Annotated in this window: 19 protein-coding genes; 12 read left to right on the top strand and 7 right to left on the bottom strand. The window is 63.4% G+C overall.

Annotated features, from left to right (window positions below):
- Positions 1–58 precede the first annotated feature (58 nt).
- The 6 genes from B2246_RS03740 (at position 59) to B2246_RS03765 (ending at position 6,417) form a co-directional block, all read left to right on the top strand.
- Entirely contained in the window at positions 59–1,093 is a 1,035-nt protein-coding gene (locus B2246_RS03740) for a methionine ABC transporter ATP-binding protein (RefSeq protein WP_008643673.1), read from the top strand.
- Positions 1,083–1,736, top strand: coding sequence for a methionine ABC transporter permease (locus B2246_RS03745; protein WP_008643675.1), 654 nt, complete (start codon positions 1,083–1,085; stop codon positions 1,734–1,736). Before B2246_RS03740 ends, B2246_RS03745 begins: the two co-directional genes overlap by 11 nt.
- 66 nt (positions 1,737–1,802) lie before the next feature.
- Complete coding sequence (locus B2246_RS03750; protein ID WP_286879726.1) at positions 1,803–2,597, top strand: MetQ/NlpA family ABC transporter substrate-binding protein; 795 nt, start codon at positions 1,803–1,805, stop codon at positions 2,595–2,597.
- A gap of 211 nt (positions 2,598–2,808) precedes the next feature.
- Positions 2,809–3,558, top strand: coding sequence for an electron transfer flavoprotein subunit beta/FixA family protein (locus B2246_RS03755; protein WP_008643682.1), 750 nt, complete (start codon positions 2,809–2,811; stop codon positions 3,556–3,558).
- A gap of 18 nt (positions 3,559–3,576) precedes the next feature.
- Positions 3,577–4,512, top strand: a complete 936-nt coding sequence (locus B2246_RS03760; RefSeq protein WP_008643684.1) for an electron transfer flavoprotein subunit alpha/FixB family protein — start codon at positions 3,577–3,579, stop codon at positions 4,510–4,512.
- Between the two features lie 120 nt (positions 4,513–4,632).
- Positions 4,633–6,417, top strand: coding sequence for an acyl-CoA dehydrogenase (locus tag B2246_RS03765; RefSeq protein WP_008643685.1), 1,785 nt, complete (start codon positions 4,633–4,635; stop codon positions 6,415–6,417).
- Between the two features lie 78 nt (positions 6,418–6,495).
- Here B2246_RS03765 and B2246_RS03770 read toward each other — a convergent pair whose 3' ends face one another.
- Positions 6,496–7,800, bottom strand: coding sequence for a D-amino acid dehydrogenase (locus B2246_RS03770; protein WP_286879732.1), 1,305 nt, complete (start codon positions 7,798–7,800; stop codon positions 6,496–6,498).
- A gap of 108 nt (positions 7,801–7,908) precedes the next feature.
- Here B2246_RS03770 and B2246_RS03775 point away from each other — a divergent pair, with 108 nt between their 5' ends.
- On the top strand, positions 7,909–8,418 hold the full coding sequence (locus tag B2246_RS03775) for a winged helix-turn-helix transcriptional regulator (protein ID WP_008643687.1): 510 nt from the start codon (positions 7,909–7,911) through the stop codon (positions 8,416–8,418).
- Between the two features lie 21 nt (positions 8,419–8,439).
- Here the strand turns inward: B2246_RS03775 and B2246_RS03780 are convergent, their stop codons facing one another.
- The 6 genes from B2246_RS03780 to B2246_RS03805 form a co-directional block, all read right to left on the bottom strand.
- Positions 8,440–9,525 (bottom strand): PA0069 family radical SAM protein, encoded by a 1,086-nt coding sequence (locus B2246_RS03780; RefSeq protein ID WP_035881529.1) that lies wholly within the window; start codon positions 9,523–9,525, stop codon positions 8,440–8,442.
- 134 nt (positions 9,526–9,659) lie between these two features.
- A complete protein-coding gene (locus tag B2246_RS03785) occupies positions 9,660–10,592 on the bottom strand; it encodes a LysR family transcriptional regulator (RefSeq protein WP_051705312.1) in 933 nt (310 codons plus the stop codon).
- 32 nt (positions 10,593–10,624) lie between these two features.
- Positions 10,625–11,116, bottom strand: a complete 492-nt coding sequence (locus B2246_RS03790; protein WP_186426365.1) for an NINE protein — start codon at positions 11,114–11,116, stop codon at positions 10,625–10,627.
- An 84-nt stretch (positions 11,117–11,200) separates the two neighbouring features.
- On the bottom strand, positions 11,201–11,350 hold the full coding sequence (locus B2246_RS03795) for a hypothetical protein (protein ID WP_008643691.1): 150 nt from the start codon (positions 11,348–11,350) through the stop codon (positions 11,201–11,203).
- A gap of 230 nt (positions 11,351–11,580) precedes the next feature.
- Positions 11,581–11,994 carry a hypothetical protein gene (locus B2246_RS03800; protein WP_186426366.1) on the bottom strand — a complete coding sequence of 138 codons (414 nt, stop codon included), beginning with the start codon at positions 11,992–11,994 and terminating at the stop codon, positions 11,581–11,583.
- Between the two features lie 184 nt (positions 11,995–12,178).
- The gene (locus B2246_RS03805) at positions 12,179–13,312 is read right to left on the bottom strand and encodes a PQQ-dependent sugar dehydrogenase (protein WP_286879738.1); all 1,134 of its coding nucleotides are present in this window, start codon (positions 13,310–13,312) and stop codon (positions 12,179–12,181) included.
- A 175-nt stretch (positions 13,313–13,487) separates the two neighbouring features.
- Between B2246_RS03805 and rpsP the strand changes: the two genes are divergently transcribed.
- The 5 genes from rpsP to B2246_RS03830 all read left to right on the top strand — a co-directional run bounded on the left by rpsP (position 13,488) and on the right by B2246_RS03830 (position 16,556).
- Positions 13,488–13,739: a 30S ribosomal protein S16 gene (gene rpsP / locus B2246_RS03810; protein WP_008643697.1), complete on the top strand. Its 252-nt coding sequence runs from the start codon at positions 13,488–13,490 to the stop codon at positions 13,737–13,739.
- A 58-nt stretch (positions 13,740–13,797) separates the two neighbouring features.
- Entirely contained in the window at positions 13,798–14,460 is a 663-nt protein-coding gene (gene rimM / locus B2246_RS03815; protein WP_035881535.1) for a ribosome maturation factor RimM, read from the top strand.
- 19 nt (positions 14,461–14,479) lie between these two features.
- Positions 14,480–15,262: a tRNA (guanosine(37)-N1)-methyltransferase TrmD gene (trmD, locus tag B2246_RS03820; protein WP_008643703.1), complete on the top strand. Its 783-nt coding sequence runs from the start codon at positions 14,480–14,482 to the stop codon at positions 15,260–15,262.
- A 74-nt stretch (positions 15,263–15,336) separates the two neighbouring features.
- Positions 15,337–15,729, top strand: coding sequence for a 50S ribosomal protein L19 (rplS, locus tag B2246_RS03825; RefSeq protein WP_008643705.1), 393 nt, complete (start codon positions 15,337–15,339; stop codon positions 15,727–15,729).
- Between the two features lie 146 nt (positions 15,730–15,875).
- A complete protein-coding gene (locus B2246_RS03830) occupies positions 15,876–16,556 on the top strand; it encodes a CoA pyrophosphatase (protein WP_008643707.1) in 681 nt (226 codons plus the stop codon).
- The last annotated feature ends 5 nt before the right edge of the window (positions 16,557–16,561 follow it).

Raw genomic sequence — 16,561 nt, forward strand, 5'->3', positions numbered from 1 at the left:
TAAAGTGCGGCAACAACGCAGGGGACCCCGCGATGTTGCCGTTTTCTTTTTACTTTCCATGATTGAACTGCAAGGACTCTCGCAGCGGTTCCCCGGCGGGTCGGGGGAAGTTCATGCGCTGAGGGACGTCAGCCTCTCCATCGCCTCCGGTGAGATCTTCGGCATCATCGGCCGAAGCGGCGCCGGCAAGAGCACGCTGGTGCGCGCCATCAACCTGCTGAACCGGCCCACCAGCGGCCGCGTGATCGTCGCCGGCCAGGATCTGACCGCGCTCGACAAGGGCGCGCTGCGCGAGGCCCGCCGCGAGATCGGCATGATCTTCCAGCACTTCAACCTGCTGTCGTCGCGCACGGTCTATGACAACGTGGCGCTGCCGCTCGAGCTGGCCGGCAAGTCGAAGCAGGAGATCGCGTCGACGGTGGAACCGCTGCTCGAACTGGTCGGGCTGTCGAAGCTGCGTGACCGCTATCCCGCCCAGATCAGTGGCGGGCAGAAGCAGCGCGTCGGCATTGCGCGGGCCCTGGCCAGCAAGCCGAAGGTGCTGCTGTCGGACGAGGCAACCTCGGCGCTGGATCCTGAAACGACGCGCGCGATTCTCGACCTGCTCAAGCAGATCAATCGCGAGCTTGGCCTGACCATCGTGATGATCACGCACCAGATGGAAGTGATCAAACAGGTTTGCGACCGCGTGGCCGTGCTCGAGGCCGGCCAGGTGGTGGAATCGGGTCGCGTGATCGACGTGTTCCTGCGTCCGCAGCACGAAGTCACGCGCGCGATGATCGGCGACGTCATTGCCCAGGAACTGCCGGTGAGCGTGCTCAAGCGCGTGGAAAGCCGTCTTGGCAATGGGCGCGATCACGTCTATCGCCTTGCTTTTACGGGCGAAAACGTCGATCAGCCGGTACTGGCACAGGCAATCCGCCAGCACGGGCTCGATTTCAACATCCTGCATGGCCATATCGATGAGATCCAGGGCCAGGCATTTGGCTCGCTGGCAATCATGGCCACGGGCGAACTGGCCGATGTACGCGCGGCCATGGACTATCTGCAGTCGCAAGGCGTAGTGGTGGAGGAGATCGAACATGTGGTCTGAGATGTTTGACCTGTTCCTGTCGTCGTTCGGCGAGACCCTGCTGATGGTGGCGATTTCTGGCGTGGTTGGCTCGCTGCTGGGCGTGCCGCTGGGCGTGCTGCTGCATCTGACGAATCGTGGTGGTGTGCTGTCGCACCCGCTGTTCAACCGCACGATCGGCGTGGTCGTCAACGCCGTGCGTTCGATCCCGTTCATCATCCTGCTCGTGGTGGTGATCCCGTTCACGCGTTTCATCGTCGGTTCCTCGATCGGCACCACGGCTGCGGTCGTGCCGCTGACGATCGCGGCGATCCCGTTTATCGCCCGTCTGGTGGAAGCCTCGTTGCGCGAGGTCGACAAGGGGCTGGTGGAGGCCGCGCAGTCGATGGGTGCCACCACGGGCCAGATCGTCTGGAAGGTGCTGCTGCCAGAGGCCATGCCCGGTATCGTGGCCGGTCTGACCATCACGTTCGTCAGCCTGGTTGGCTATTCGGCCATGGCCGGCGCGATCGGCGGCGGCGGGCTGGGTGACCTCGGCATCCGCTACGGCTACCAGCGCTACATCACGGAAGTCATGGTTGCCGTGGTGGTGATCCTGATCGTGTTCGTGCAAGCCGTGCAGAGTTTCGGCGACTGGCTGGTCCGCCGCATCAGCCATCGCTGATACAACGGCCGCTCAAATCAATCAAAGCAACGCAAAGCAATTCACAGGGAAACCTTGGGGTAAAACATGCAACGTCGTAACGTGCTGAAGGGCGCCATCGTCGCGCTGGGTGTGGTGGTGTCGGCTGGCGCATTCGCGCAGGAAAAGCCGATCAAGGTCGGCGTGACGGGTGGCCCGCACGCCCAGATCATGGAGCAGGTGAAGAAGGTGGCAGCCAAGGATGGTCTGACCATCCAGGTGGTGGAGTTCAGTGACTACATCCAGCCGAACGCCGCGCTGGCTGCCGGCGATCTGGATGCCAACAGCTACCAGCACCTGCCGTACCTCGAGGCACAGATCAAGGACCGTGGCTACAAGTTCACGAACGTGGCCTTCACGGTGACGTTCCCGATGGGGGTCTACTCGAAGAAGATCAAGTCGCTTGACCAGCTCAAGCAGGGTGCCCGCGTCGGCGTGCCGAACGATCCGACGAATGGTGGCCGTGGCTTGCTGCTGCTGCAAAGCAAGGGCCTGATCAAGCTGCGGCCCGACGCCGGCCTGAAGGCGACGCCGCTCGACGTGGTCGAGAATCCGAAGAAGATCAAGCTCGTGGAGCTCGACGCCGCCCAGCTGCCGCGCTCGCTCGACGACCTTGATGTTGCCGCGATCAATGGCAACTACGCGGAATCGGCTGGCCTGTCGCCCACCCGCGACGCGATTGCGATGGAAGGTCCGAAGGGCCCGTACGCCAACCTGATCGCGATCCGCGAGGCCGACAAGAACAAGCCGTGGGTGGCCAAGCTCGTGAAGGCGTACCACTCGCCGGAAATCAAGCAGTACATCCAGACCACGTTCAAGGATTCTGTGATCACTGCGTGGTGATCTTTTCGAGGTTTTCATCCAAACCCTGTGCGCGCAGGGCATCCTGCGGCACAATGGCGTGAAAATTTTCTGAGTTGCCGGCTATGCCCGGCAATTCTTTGCCTATAAAATAGTACGATCGTTCGAAAATCAAAAGCGCCGCCACCCCGGTGGTTATAATGGCGAGCGATTCAAAAAATTTTGGACTATCAGCTATCAGTGGAGTGAGCGCATGAAAGTACTCGTCGCAGTCAAGCGGGTGGTGGACTACAACGTCAAGGTCCGCGTGAAGTCGGATGGCACGGGCGTCGACCTGGCCAACGTGAAGATGAGCATGAACCCGTTCGACGAAATCGCCGTGGAAGAGGCCGTGCGCCTGAAGGAAGCCGGCGTCGTCACCGAGGTGATTGCCGTGTCGTGCGGCGTGGCGCAATGCCAGGAGACCCTGCGTACCGCGATGGCCATCGGCGCCGACCGCGGCATCCTGGTCGAGTCGAACGAAGACCTGCAGCCGCTGGCCGTGGCCAAGCTGCTCAAGGCCCTGATCGACAAGGAGCAGCCGCAACTGGTGATCCTGGGCAAGCAGGCCATCGACGATGACTCGAACCAGACCGGCCAGATGGTGGCCGCGCTGGCCGGCATGCCGCAAGCCACCTTCGCCTCGAAGGTCGTGCTGGCTGACGGCAAGGCATCGGTGACCCGTGAAGTGGACGGCGGTCTGGAGACCGTGTCGATCAAGCTGCCGGCCGTGGTGACCACCGACCTGCGCCTGAACGAGCCGCGCTATGTCACGCTGCCGAACATCATGAAGGCCAAGAAGAAGCCGCTGGAAACCGTCAAGCCGGAAGATCTCGGCGTCGACGTGAAGCCGCGTCTGTCGACCGTGAAGGTCGTAGAGCCCGCGAAGCGCAGTGCTGGCGTGATGGTCCCGGATGTGGCCACGCTGGTGCAGAAGCTGAAGACGGAAGCCAAGGTTATCTGAGCGCGGGGGAGATAGAACATGACTGCACTCGTCATTGCTGAACACGACAATCAATCGATCAAGGCCGCCACGCTGAATACCGTGACGGCAGCTGCCCAATGCGGCGGCGATGTCCATGTGCTGGTGGCCGGCTCGAACGCCAAGGCTGCCGCCGATGCCGCCGCGAAGATCGCCGGCGTGTCGAAGGTCCTGCTGGCCGACGCACCGTACTTCGGTGACGGCCTGGCCGAGAACCTCGCCGAGCAGATCCTGGCCGTGGCCAGCGACTACTCGCACATCCTGGCTCCGGCTACCGCCTCGGGCAAGAACGTCCTGCCGCGCGTTGCCGCCAAGCTGGACGTGGCACAACTGTCGGACATCACCAAGGTCGACTCGCCCGACACGTTCGAGCGTCCGATCTACGCTGGCAACGCCATCGCCATCGTGAAGTCGTCGGACAAGATCAAGGTCATCACCGTGCGCGGTACCGGCTTTGACGCCGCCGCTGCCGAAGGTGGCTCGGCTTCCGTGGACACGATTCCGGTCGTGGCTGACGCTGGCATCTCGCAATTCGTGTCGCGTGAAGTGACCAAGAGCGATCGTCCGGAACTGACCGCCGCCAAGATCATCGTCTCGGGTGGCCGTGGCGTGGGTTCGGGCGAGAACTACACCAAGGTGCTGACGCCGCTGGCCGACAAGCTGGGCGCTGCGCTGGGCGCATCGCGCGCGGCAGTCGATGCCGGCTTCGTGCCGAACGACTACCAGGTTGGTCAGACCGGCAAGATCGTTGCCCCGCAGCTGTACATCGCCGTCGGTATCTCCGGCGCGATCCAGCATCTGGCCGGCATGAAGGACTCCAAGGTGATCGTCGCGATCAACAAGGATGCCGAAGCCCCGATCTTCTCGGTGGCCGACTACGGTCTGGTGGGCGACCTGAACACCGTGGTGCCGGAGCTGGTGGCCGCACTGGGCTGATAGGTAGCACCGGGCTTATGGCCTGATCGGCCGGCGGAATGCCGGTCGATCGAACAAGAAGAATGAAGCCGTTCCGGGTATCGCCCGCGAGCGGCTTTTTTGCAAACGCTGGAGACATTAATGACCTATCGTGCACCGCTCAAGGACATGCAGTTCGTCATGAACGAGCTGGCGGGCCTGGAAAGCATCAGCCAGTTGCCTGGCTACGAGGACGCCACGCCCGATACGGCACAGGCCGTGCTGGAAGAGGCCGCGAAGTTCAACGAACAGGTCGTGGCGCCGCTGAATCGCGCGGGCGATCTGAACCCGAGCAGCTGGAAGGACGGCGTGGTGACCACGACGCCGGGCTTCAGCGACGCATTCCGCCAGTTTGGCGAAGGCGGCTGGCAGGGCGTGCTGCATCCGGTCGATTTCGGCGGCCAGGGTCTGCCGAAGCTGGTGGCCACGCCGTGCAACGAGATGCTGAATGCCGCGAACCTGTCGTTCGCGCTCTGCCCGTTGCTGACTGACGGCGCGATCGAGGCGCTGCTGACTGCCGGATCGGATGCCCAGAAGGAAACCTTCCTGCCGAAGCTGATCTCGGGCGAGTGGACCGGCACGATGAACCTGACTGAACCGCAAGCCGGTTCGGATCTGGCCGCCGTGCGGACCCGCGCGGAGCCGCAGGGCGATGGCACGTTCAAGGTCTTCGGCACCAAGATCTTCATCACGTATGGCGAGCACGACATGGCGGAGAACATCGTCCATCTCGTGCTGGCACGCACCCCGAACGCGCCCGAAGGCGTGAAGGGCATTTCGCTGTTCATCGTGCCGAAGTTCCTGCTCAATGCGGACGGCTCGCTGGGCGAGCGCAACGATGTGCATTGCGTGTCGATCGAACACAAGCTCGGTATCAAGGCCAGCCCCACAGCCGTGCTGCAGTTCGGCGATCACGGTGGCGCCATTGGCACGCTGGTTGGCGAGGAGAACCGCGGGCTTGAGTACATGTTCATCATGATGAACTCGGCACGCTTCTCGGTGGGCATGCAAGGCATCGCCGTGTCCGAGCGTGCTTACCAGCAGGCCGTGGCGTTCGCGAAGGAGCGCGTGCAAAGCCGTCCGGTCGATGGCTCGGCCCGCGAGGCCGTGACGATCATCCATCATCCGGACGTCAAGCGGATGCTGATGACGATGCGCGCGCTGATCGAAGGCGCTCGCTCGGTGGCCTACGTGGCCGCCGCCGCGAGCGACGTCGCGCACCAGCATCCGGATGAGGGCGTGCGTCGTCAGAACATGGCGCTGTACGAGTTCCTGGTGCCGGTGGTGAAGGGGTGGAGCACGGAGCTGTCGATCGACGTGACCAGCCTGGGCGTGCAAGTTCACGGCGGCATGGGATTCATCGAGGAAACCGGCGCGGCACAACACTATCGCGACGCACGCATCCTGCCGATCTATGAAGGCACGACCGCGATCCAGGCGAACGATCTGATTGGCCGCAAGACCGTGCGCGATGGCGGTGCCATGGCACGCGCGATCTGCGCGCAGATCGCCGAGACCGAAGCGGCGCTGGGCAAGCACGGCGGTGACGCGTTCACGGCGGTGCAGGCGCAACTGAAGCAGGGGCGTGAAGCGCTGGAGGCCGTGGTGGCGTTCGTCATCGGCAGCGCGAAGGCGGACCCGAATGCCGTGTTCGCCGGTAGCGTGCCGTACCTGAAGCTGTGCGGCATCGTGTTCTCGGGCTGGCAGTTCGGCCGTGCCATGCTGGTTGCCGATGCGAAGCGCGCGGAAGATCCAGCCTTCTACGACGCAAAGATCGCGACGGCGCATTTCTTCGGCCAGCACATCCTGTCCCAGGCATCGGCATTGCGCGCCGCGATTGTGGACGGTGGCGCTCCGGCCAACGCGCTGACGGCGGATCAGTTCTGATCCGGCGCACCGGGCATCAAGGCAATGAAAAGGGCGACCCCTCGGGGTCGCCCTTTTTTTCGTCACCGTGCCGAAGGATCAGGCCGGTAGCGGCCGTGGCAAGTGGTGTGTGCGCGGCTGCTTGCGGTAGCGATCCACCGAGAGGTCGTCGGCACGGATTGCCGGGCGCGTGCCCGAGACCAAATCGGACAGCAACTGGCCCGAGCCGCAGGCCATCGTCCATCCAAGCGTGCCGTGACCCGTGTTGAGCCAGAGGCCGCGGATGCCAGCGGGGCCAACCACCGGAGTGCTATCGGGTGTCATCGGGCGCAGGCCGGTCCAGAACGTGGCACGGCTCACATCGCCCGCGCCCGGGAACAGGTCGTTCACCACGTGTTCCAGCGTGCGGCGCTTGTTCGGATCGAGCGAGCGGTCATAGCCGACGATCTGCGCCATGCCGCCCACGCGGATGCGGTCGTCGAAGCGCGTGATCGCCACCTTGTACGTCTCGTCGAGCACCGTCGACACCGGGCTCTTCGATGCATCGGTGAGCGGCACCGTGATCGAGAAGCCCTTGAGCGGATAGACGGGCAGGTTGGACAGGCCCGGCAGCACGTGCTTCACGAACGGCGTGGACCAGCTGCCCAGCGCCACCACCACGGCATCGGCCATCATCGGTTGCCCTTCGACGATCGCGCCGGTCACGGCATCGCCTTGCGTCAGCAGGCCGTCGATCGAGCGGTTGTAGATGAACTGCACGCCGATCGATTCAGCCATGGCTGCCAGCTGTTCCGTAAACAGCTGGCAATCCCCGGTTTCGTCGTTCGGCAGGCGCAAGCCACCGGCCAGCTTGTGGCCGACGGCGGCGAGCGCCGGTTCGCTCGCGGCGAGTTCTTCGCGCGAAAGCAATTCGTATGGCACGCCGGCTTCCTCGAGCACGGCGATGTCGCGCGACGCGGCTTCCAATTGCGCGTCGGTGCGGAACACCTGGAGCGTGCCCTGCTGGCGGCCTTCATAGCTGATGCCGGTATCCGCGCGCAGCGCGCGGATGCAATCCCGACTGTACTCGGCCAGACGCACCATGCGCTCCTTGTTCACCGCATAGCGGTCGGCAGTGCAGTTCTGCAGCATCTGCCACATCCACTGAAGCTGGAACAGCGTGCCGTCGGGTTTGATCGTGAGCGGTGCGTGCTCCTGGAACATCCACTTGATCGCCTTGAGCGGAACGCCGGGTGCTGCCCACGGCGACGCATAGCCCGGAGAGATCTGGCCGGCGTTGGCAAAGCTGGTGCCAAGGGCGGGGCCGCCTTCGCGGTCAACCACGATCACTTCGTGACCGGCGCGGGCCAGATACCACGCACTGGTGACGCCGATAACGCCACTGCCAAGAATTAGAACGCGCATGTCGGGGGCTCTCTACTGCGGAATGGATGTGTGGGAGAATTCGCTTCTATACTATTGACTTCAAGGCAGTCATAGTTACCGAATTTCTCTGCAAAACAGGAAAAAATCATGAGAACGAGTCGTCAGCCGGTACGCGCGCTGGATCGGCTGGACCGGAAGATTCTGGGGGTCCTGCAGGCCGATGGCCGGATTTCGATGAAGGAGCTGGCGGAGGCCGTCGGGCTGACCATCACGCCGTGCATCGAGCGCGTGAAGCGGCTCGAACGCGACGGGGTCATCATGGGGTACTACGCGCGGCTGAACCCGACGCTGCTTGGCAGCGCGCTGCTGGTCTTCGTCGAGATCTCCCTGGGGAACAAGTCGGGCAACATGTTCGAGCAGTTCCGGCGCGAGGTGCTGCGGATCCCCGAGGTGCTCGAGTGCCACCTGGTATCGGGCGATTTCGACTACCTGATCAAGGCACGCATCCGCGAGATCGGCGAATATCGCCGGCTGCTCGGCGACATCCTGCTGCAACTGCCGGGCGCGGCGCAGTCGAAAAGCTACGTGGTGATGGAAGAGATCAAGGAGACGCTGGCGATCGCCGTGGACGAGAAGGAGCGCAGTCAGCCGGGCTGACGCGGCTCCAGGCCTGCCGGCTCAGAAAAGGCTACCCTGCGGCGAATCCTCGGGCGGCACGCGGAACAGATCGGTGCGCAGCGGATGGCGTTCCTGATTGAGCCCAAACCTCCGGCACGCGAGTTCGAAACGCTTGCGGACCAGCTCGGCAAAGATGCCAGTCCCGCGCATCCGGCTCGTGAATGTCGCGTCGTTGTGCTTACCGTTACGCATGTTCTCGATGATGCTCAGCACATGCTGCTTGCGGCCGGGGAAATGCTGCTCGAGCCATTCGATGAAGATGTCGTGAACCTCTAGCGGCAGGCGCAGCATGACGAATCCAGCCGACGTTGCCCCGACTTCGCTGCAGGCCTTCAGCACGTTTTCCAGATCGTAATCGGTGAGCGCCGGTATCACCGGGGCGAAGAGCACCCCGGCCGGCACGCCGGCCTCGGCCAGCAACCGGATGCCTTCGATCCGTTTGGCTGGTGTGCTGGCGCGAGGCTCCATCTTTCTGGCGATATCGGCATCAAGCGTCGTGACGGATATGAACACGCGCGCCAGCCCGTTGCGGGCCATGCGGGCAAGGATGTCGATATCTCGCGTCACCAGGAACGACTTGGTCGTGATGGCCACCGGGTGCTGGAAGCGTTCCAGCACCTCCAGAATGCCGCGCGTGAGCTCGAATTTCCGCTCGATCGGCTGGTACGGATCGGTGTTGGTGCCGAGCGCGATGACGCTCGGCTTGTAGTGTTTCTTGCGGAGTTCCTGCTCGAGCAGCGTAGCGGCATTTGGCTTGGCGAACAGTTTCGTCTCGAAGTCGAGACCGGGCGACAGGCCCAGGTAGGCATGATTCGGTCGCGCAAAACAGTACGAGCATCCGTGCTCGCAACCCCGGTACATGTTGATCGACTGGTCGAACGGAACATCGGGCGACTGGTTGCGCGAGATGATCGTCCTGGCTGGCTCGATCGCGATCGTTGTCCGTGGCGCGGGAGACTCGCCGTGCAAGGCTTCCAGATCGGCAAGCATGGCCGCATCCGCCTCTCGGGACAGGCTGTCGAAACGCGATTCCGTGTTGGACAGCGCGCCTCTTCCCTTGCGGAAACCATCGGGTAGTGACGTCATGGGGGCTCTTGACTCGTACAATCTCCAATACTGTATAAATATACAGTATTGCCGGCGAGATAGCAGTGCCCTGCTCAGCGCCCTGATGGAATGTGCGCCCTGGGGATTGAACCTCCGACGGGCTTCAGATCCGGTCAGACGGTAGGTGTGGCCAAGGGAGGTGCGTCGTCGCGATCCCAGTAGGGCGGGGAGCCGAACCAGTTGGCAAAGAAGTCGACGAAGGCGTGTGTCTTGGCGGGAACCAGATGCCGGCTCGGATAGACCGCCCAGATCGAGACGACCGGCAATATCGGGTACTCATCCAGCACGGTGACCAACTCGCCGCGGCGCAGGTATGGCGCCACATCCCAGGTCGACTTCAGCGCGATGCCCATGCCCGCGATGATCGCGTCGCGAATCACCTCGCCGTTATCGGCGCGTAGCGTGCCCCGCACGCTCACCGCGCTTTCGCCGACTGGGGTATCGAAGCGCCAGGTCGATTGATCGCCAAGGATCAGACAGTTGTGATTGCGCAGGTCTTCCGGGTGCCGAGGGGTGCCGTGCCGCGCGAGGTATTCCGGCGATGCGCAGATCACGCGATGACTGGGTGCGAGCGGCCTGGCGACCAGCGAGGAATCGGGGAGCGCGCCCATGCGGAGCGCGACGTCGATCCCACTATCGACGAGACCGACGATCTGGTCGCTCAGGCGCAGATCCAGTGTGATGCCCGGGTAGGTGGACAGGAAGGCGGGGATCGCCGGCGAGACATGCTGGCGTCCAAACGAGGCAGGCGCCGTGACACGCAACGGGCCGTGTGGAACCTCCGCGCCTCGGCCCACGGATTGCGCGGCCACCTCCGATGCGGCCAGCAATGGCTCGGCATGAGTCAGGAACCGCTCGCCATCACCGGTGAGCGAAAGGCGGCGCGTTGTGCGATGTAGCAGGCGGGTGCCTAGCCGATCCTCCAGGCGCTGGAGCCGGGCGCTGGCAGTCGATGTCGACAGTCCCAGATCGCGTGCGGCCGCCGACAGGTTGCCGAGCGCCGCCGCGCGCACGAAGACCGCGATATCGGTCAGGTCGAACGGCATCGTTGGCGCGCGAAGTGGGGCCAGGCCGTCGGCTATTCCTGCGAGAGCGCCTTGGCTGCTTCGACTTGCGATTCGAAGAACGTCTGGAAGCTGATGGCAAGCCCTGCCATCAGCAGGCCGGTGCCGATCATCAGCGAGAAGATGATCAGGATGACCACGGGCCAGCCCGAGCGCGTGGGCGTGCCATGAGGGTTGTATTGCGCATCCCACTTGTCGTCGGGGCGCAGCCCGAACACGATGGCCGTCAGGAAGGCGCTGATAAGGGACGCGCCGCCGGCCACTGCGAAGAACCAGTTCAGTGCGGTATTGCCGGTGCCGAGGATCAGCGAGGCGATACCGAGCACGCCTGCTACGGTGCAAAGCAGGTGGACCCAGCCGAACTTGTCGCCCAGCCCTTTCAGATAGAAGCGATGCGCTCCAAGGCTGCCGAGCAGGAAGGCCAGCGCAACGGTGGCCAGTTTCGATTTGCCGCGTGTGTTGCGGGCTTCAGTGGCGATGGCGGGGGCTTGGCTGGCTGCAGGCATCGGTATGGGGACGGAGACGGTATGGCCGCCATGGCGGGCAGTGGTCGCACATTGTACGCCGGGCCCGGACCGATACCCCAGTGGTCAGAACGGCCAGACGGAGGCCAGAACGCCGGATACCAGCACGGAGATATGCGTTTCGCTGTACAGCACGAGCGTCAGCAGCAGCATGAACAGCACTGACAATGACAAATGGCCCGCGTGCCGGGCCAGGTCCGAAAAAAGCGGGGACATGATGAACCTCGACAGGGATGTCTTGTGGAGGCTGCGCCCGACCTTGGTGTCGATCAGTGGGTACCGGGCAGAGGCAGGTCAGGTCGGTTGCCGTCTGCGCAACGACGGCACGCTGTGCGACTCCGGACAGCGCCGGGCGGCAGCCTGTGCGGCGTCAATCAGCACGCACAAATGTAGAGACAAAGGGGAGCGCGTGGAAGTTCCGGTTACGTGACAAGCCATCGTCGCGGCTAGCGTCCGCCGTCCCGTCCGCGCGCCTGCCATCCCGGGCCAACATTGCCGGGGTGTGCTTCGGCATTTCGGAGCGTGGCTTCGCCGGGGCTGTTGCGATCGCCGCCACCGGGCTGGTGTGCGCGTTGCTCGTCGTCGCGCCCGCCGGGGCTGGCGGGGCGCCCGCTCAGACGGTCGTCGTTACGGGCCCTTGCTTCCATGCGATCAATCTGTGCCTGCACATGATCGCGATTTTCCGCCCGCACGCTGGCGATCTCCCATCCGTTGGCAGAACGCACCGCCTGCACCGTGCGATCGGTGCGGTTGTGATGCCAGAAGGCGACTTGCGCGTGGCTGACTGCAATGCTGCCGCCAAGGCTGGCAACAGCCACGGTACCAGCCACCATAAGGCGCAGGAGGGGGCGGGTAAACATGCGGAATCCCAAGGTCCTGTTGCTGAGAGAAGTCAGGAGTTGGGTTCATGGTACGCAGGGGCCGTGTGACCGCCAATGCCAATCCCGTTACCGGTGTAACGGATTGTTTCGTCAAATTTGTCAGCTTTGGCGCGTCTACTTCGATGCCGCGCCAGGCCAGCATTGGCGCGGTATCGAAGCGGTTTCAGGGCGCGTAGCGGATGCGATAAATCGCATTGGCTTTGTCGTCGCTAACCAACAGCGAACCGTCGCTTGCCACCTGCACGTCGACCGGGCGACCCCACGCCTTGCCGTCGCGCAGCCATCCTTCGGCAAAAATCTCCTGGCGAATGACGCGCCCATCATCATCGAGCACGATCCGCGCAATCCGGTAGCCGATGGCAGTGGATCGGTTCCAGCTACCGTGCTCGGCGATGAAGATGTTGTTCTTGCGGTATTCCGGCGGAAACTGCGTGCCGGTGTAGAAGCGCATCCCGAGCGCGGCCACATGTGGCCCCAGCTTGGCGACTGGCGGAGTGAACGCCGAACACGGGCGCTGTTTCCCGAACTCGGGGTCGGCAATTGTGCCGGCGTGGCAATACGGAAAGCCGAAGTGCTCGCCTTCACGCGTCAATCGGTTCAGTTCATCGTCGGGCTGGTCGTCGCCGAGCCAGTCGCGCCCATTGTCCGTGAACCACAGTTCGTGCGTGATGGGGTGCCAGTCGAAGCCAACCGTGTTGCGCACGCCCCGGGCCACCACGCGCAGGTCGGAACCGTCGGGCTTCATTTTCATGATGTTCGCGTAGCGGTTCTCATCCGGCGCGCAGATATTGCATGGCGCGCCGACGGGCACGTAGAGATACCCGTCAGGTCCAAATGCAATGAACTTCCAGCCGTGATGGGTTTCGGTCGGAAATTTGTCGCTGATAGTGACCGGGCGCGGCGGGTCGTCAAGACGGCCCTCGATGTTGTCGAGCCGTACGATGCGCGACGTCGATGAGGCATACAATGCGCCATCGCGAAAGGCGACGCCCACGGGCATCGTGAGTCCGGACGCGATGACGCGCGTCTTCGGATGTGGGCCGAGCGGCGACTCCAACGCATATACCTTGCCCTCCGCGCGGCTGCCCACGAACAACGTGCCCTTCGGCGACAGCGTCATGGCTCGCGCGCCGGGCACGTCGTCGCTGAGCACTTCGATCTTGAAGCCCGGCGGCAGCCGGATCTCGTCGATCGGCAGGGCGGCCTGCGCCGTCGCCGCAGACCAGACGGCACCCAGTAGCGCCAGCCTGCAGAGGAATTTCGCGAGGTAATTCGCAATGTGTCGATTTGGCCGCATGTCATGCCTCCGGTTCACGGTTTTCGCCACGGTCTGGCTGGCCGCATGTTGCGTCAAAAGCGCACCGATGGAGCCGAACAGGGCGGGAAAGTCCTAAGTGTTTGTTTGGGCTCGGGAAGTGGGCTATACTCTTGCGTTTCGTGTTCGCACGCTCCCGTTTTTTCGAGGAATTAACATGGTCGTAATCCGTCTGGCTCGCGGCGGCAGCAAGAAGCGCCCGTTCTTCAATATCGTTGCTACCGATTCGCGCAACCGTCGCGATGGCCGTTTCATCGAACGTATTGGCTTCTACAACCCGCTGGCTTCCGACAAGGAAGAGGGCCTGCGCGTTGTGCAGGACCGTCTGGCCTACTGGCAAGGCGTTGGCGCTCAACTGTCGCCGACCGTTGCCCGCCTGGTCAAGCAAGCCGGCAAGGCTGCAGCCTGATAGGTCTTGCGCGGCGTGCCCGTATGGCGCGCCGATGCAGAACTGACGCACCGCTAAAGTGACTGGCAATGCCCCTGGCCGCAAGCCGTTGAATCTGGCCGCCACGCAAGGCGGTGCCTCCGGCCGGCAGGAAAAACTGCCCGCCGCGCTGTTGTTCACGGACAGCCTGCCCGACGATCTGGTCGAGGTTGGCTATGTGGGCGCGGCTTATGGTATCCGAGGCTGGATCAAGGTCCAGCCACATGCGGACGACGCCTCCGCATTGCTCCACGCCCGCCGTTGGTGGCTGCTTCGCGCGCCGCCGGCCGGCGTGGTGTCGGCGCCGGCGCAGTCGGCCGAGGCTGTCAGCATCAAGATCTCCCAGTCGCGTGAACACAGCGGTACCGTGGTTGCGCAGCCGGCCGGCGTTTCGGACCGCGGTGTGGCCGAAATGCTCAAGGGGCGTCGTGTCTGGGTCCGGCGCGCGGATTTTCCCGCGGCGGAAGAGGGTGAGTTTTACTGGGTCGACCTTATTGGTTGTGCCGTAGTCAACGAGCAGGGCGAATCGCTCGGCGAGGTGACCGGCCTGATCGACAATGGCGCCCATCAGATCCTTCAGGTGGCCTACGAGCTGCCGGACGGTAAGGCCGCTGAGCGGCTGATCCCGTTTGTCGACGCGTTCCTGCGGACGGTGGATACACCGGCCAGGCGGATCGTTGTGGACTGGGGGCTCGATTACTGAAGTGTCAGGGGAGGCGCGGATGCAGTTCGATGTAATCACGCTGTTTCCCGAGATGTTTCGCGCGCTGACCGACTGGGGCATCACCAGCCGGGCAGCCAAGCAGCAGCGCTACGCGTTGCGTACCTGGAATCCGCGGGATTTCACCGTGGACAACTACCGGACGATTGACGATCGGCCCTATGGTGGCGGACCCGGCATGGTGATGCTGGCCAAGCCGCTCGAGGACGCGATCGACGCCGCCACAGCGGCGCAGTCGGATGCAGGTGTTGGCAGGCCGCACGTGGTGCTGATGTCGCCGCAAGGCGCGACGCTGACGCACGAGAAGGTCATGGCGTTGTCGCAACGGCCCGGCCTGGTGCTGTTATGCGGCCGGTATGAAGCGATCGACCAGCGTCTGATCGATCGTCGCGTGGACGAGGAAATCAGCCTCGGCGATTTTGTGCTGTCGGGTGGCGAATTGCCGGCGATGGCGCTGATCGACGCGGTGGTGCGGCATCTGCCTGGCGTGCTGGGCGATGCGCAGTCGGCGGTCCAGGACAGTTTCGTCAATGGCCTGCTCGATTGTCCGCATTACACGCGGCCGGAAGAATATGAAGGTGTGCGGGTGCCCGATGTATTGCTCGGGGGCCATCATGCCGAGATCGAGAAGTGGCGGCGCCGGCAGGCGCTGGCCAATACCGCACGCAAGCGTCCCGACCTGATCGTGGCCGCGCGCGAGCAAGGATTGTTGTCCAAGGCCGACGAGAAGTTCTTGTCGGAACTGGCGGCGAAAGCAGGGCAGGAGTTCGCTCCCGCCAAGTGAAAACCCCATCCTCTGCCGGGGCCCAGCAAGTGTCTGGGGCATCCAACGCTGGCACGATGGTTATGGAGAAAACGATGAACATCATCGAGCAAATCGAGAAGGAAGAGATCGCGCGTCTGACCGCGAATAAGACCATCCCCGCATTCGCGCCTGGCGATACCGTTATCGTCAACGTGAACGTGGTTGAAGGTAATCGCAAGCGCGTGCAGGCTTACGAAGGCGTGGTGATCGCCAAGCGTAACCGTGGTCTGAACTCGTCCTTCATCGTGCGCAAGATCTCGTCGGGTGAAGGCGTGGAACGTACGTTCCAGCTGTACTCGCCGCTGATCGCCGGCATCGAAGTGAAGCGTCGCGGTGACGTACGTCGCGCGAAGCTGTACTACCTGCGCGAGCGCTCGGGCAAGTCGGCACGTATCAAGGAAAAGCTGGTGATGAAGGCCAAGCCGGCCGCCGTTGCCGCGGAATAAGCTTTCCCTGTCAGGCGCCGGGTAACTGGCGCTGTGCCGGATTGCGAAGGACACCCTCGGGTGTCCTTTTTGTTTGGCGGCGGCGCAACGCCAAGCGTTCTTGCTGCCGTGCAACATTACGCGCTTCTGTCATACTTGAAAGCGCTATGCGTCCAACATTCGATCCTGAAACGCTACCGATCATCGAGACCGATAGCCGCCACGCCCCCCTCTCCACGCCGCGCATGAGACCGGATTTCATCCGGCATCGTCTGCTTGCGCCACCGGCGTGGGAACCCGAACTGACCGATGAATCCCGTGTGTACGACCGGACCCGCGGCTTGCGTGAAGCGGCGGTACTGGTGCCCTTGGTTGAGCGTTCGGATGGTCTGACGGTGCTGCTTACCCAGCGCAATGCGAATCTGAATGCCCATGCCGGGCAGATCAGTTTTCCGGGAGGCGGGCAGGAAACCTACGATGCCAATCGCATCGCCACCGCGTTGCGCGAAACCGAGGAAGAGATCGGGCTGACCCGCAACTACGTCGAAGTGCTGGGATCGCTACCGGACTACATCACCGGTACCGGCTATCACGTCAGCCCTGTTGTCGGACTGGTGCATTCAGGGTTCACGCTCCGTGCCGATGAGCGCGAGGTGGCCGATATTTTCGAAGTGCCGCTGGCATTCCTGATGGACCCTGCCCGGCATGAGCGCCGGTTGTTCCGCTGGGAAGGCGGCGAGCGCATGTTCTACGCCATGCCTTACCCGCGCGAAGGCGGCGGTCAGCGCTTTATCTGGGGCGCGACGGCGGGCATGCTGCGCAATCTCTACCACCTGCTCGCGGCCTGAGCCGC

Source organism: Cupriavidus sp. UBA2010 (assembly GCF_002335265.1).
GTDB lineage: Bacteria > Pseudomonadota > Gammaproteobacteria > Burkholderiales > Burkholderiaceae > Cupriavidus > Cupriavidus metallidurans.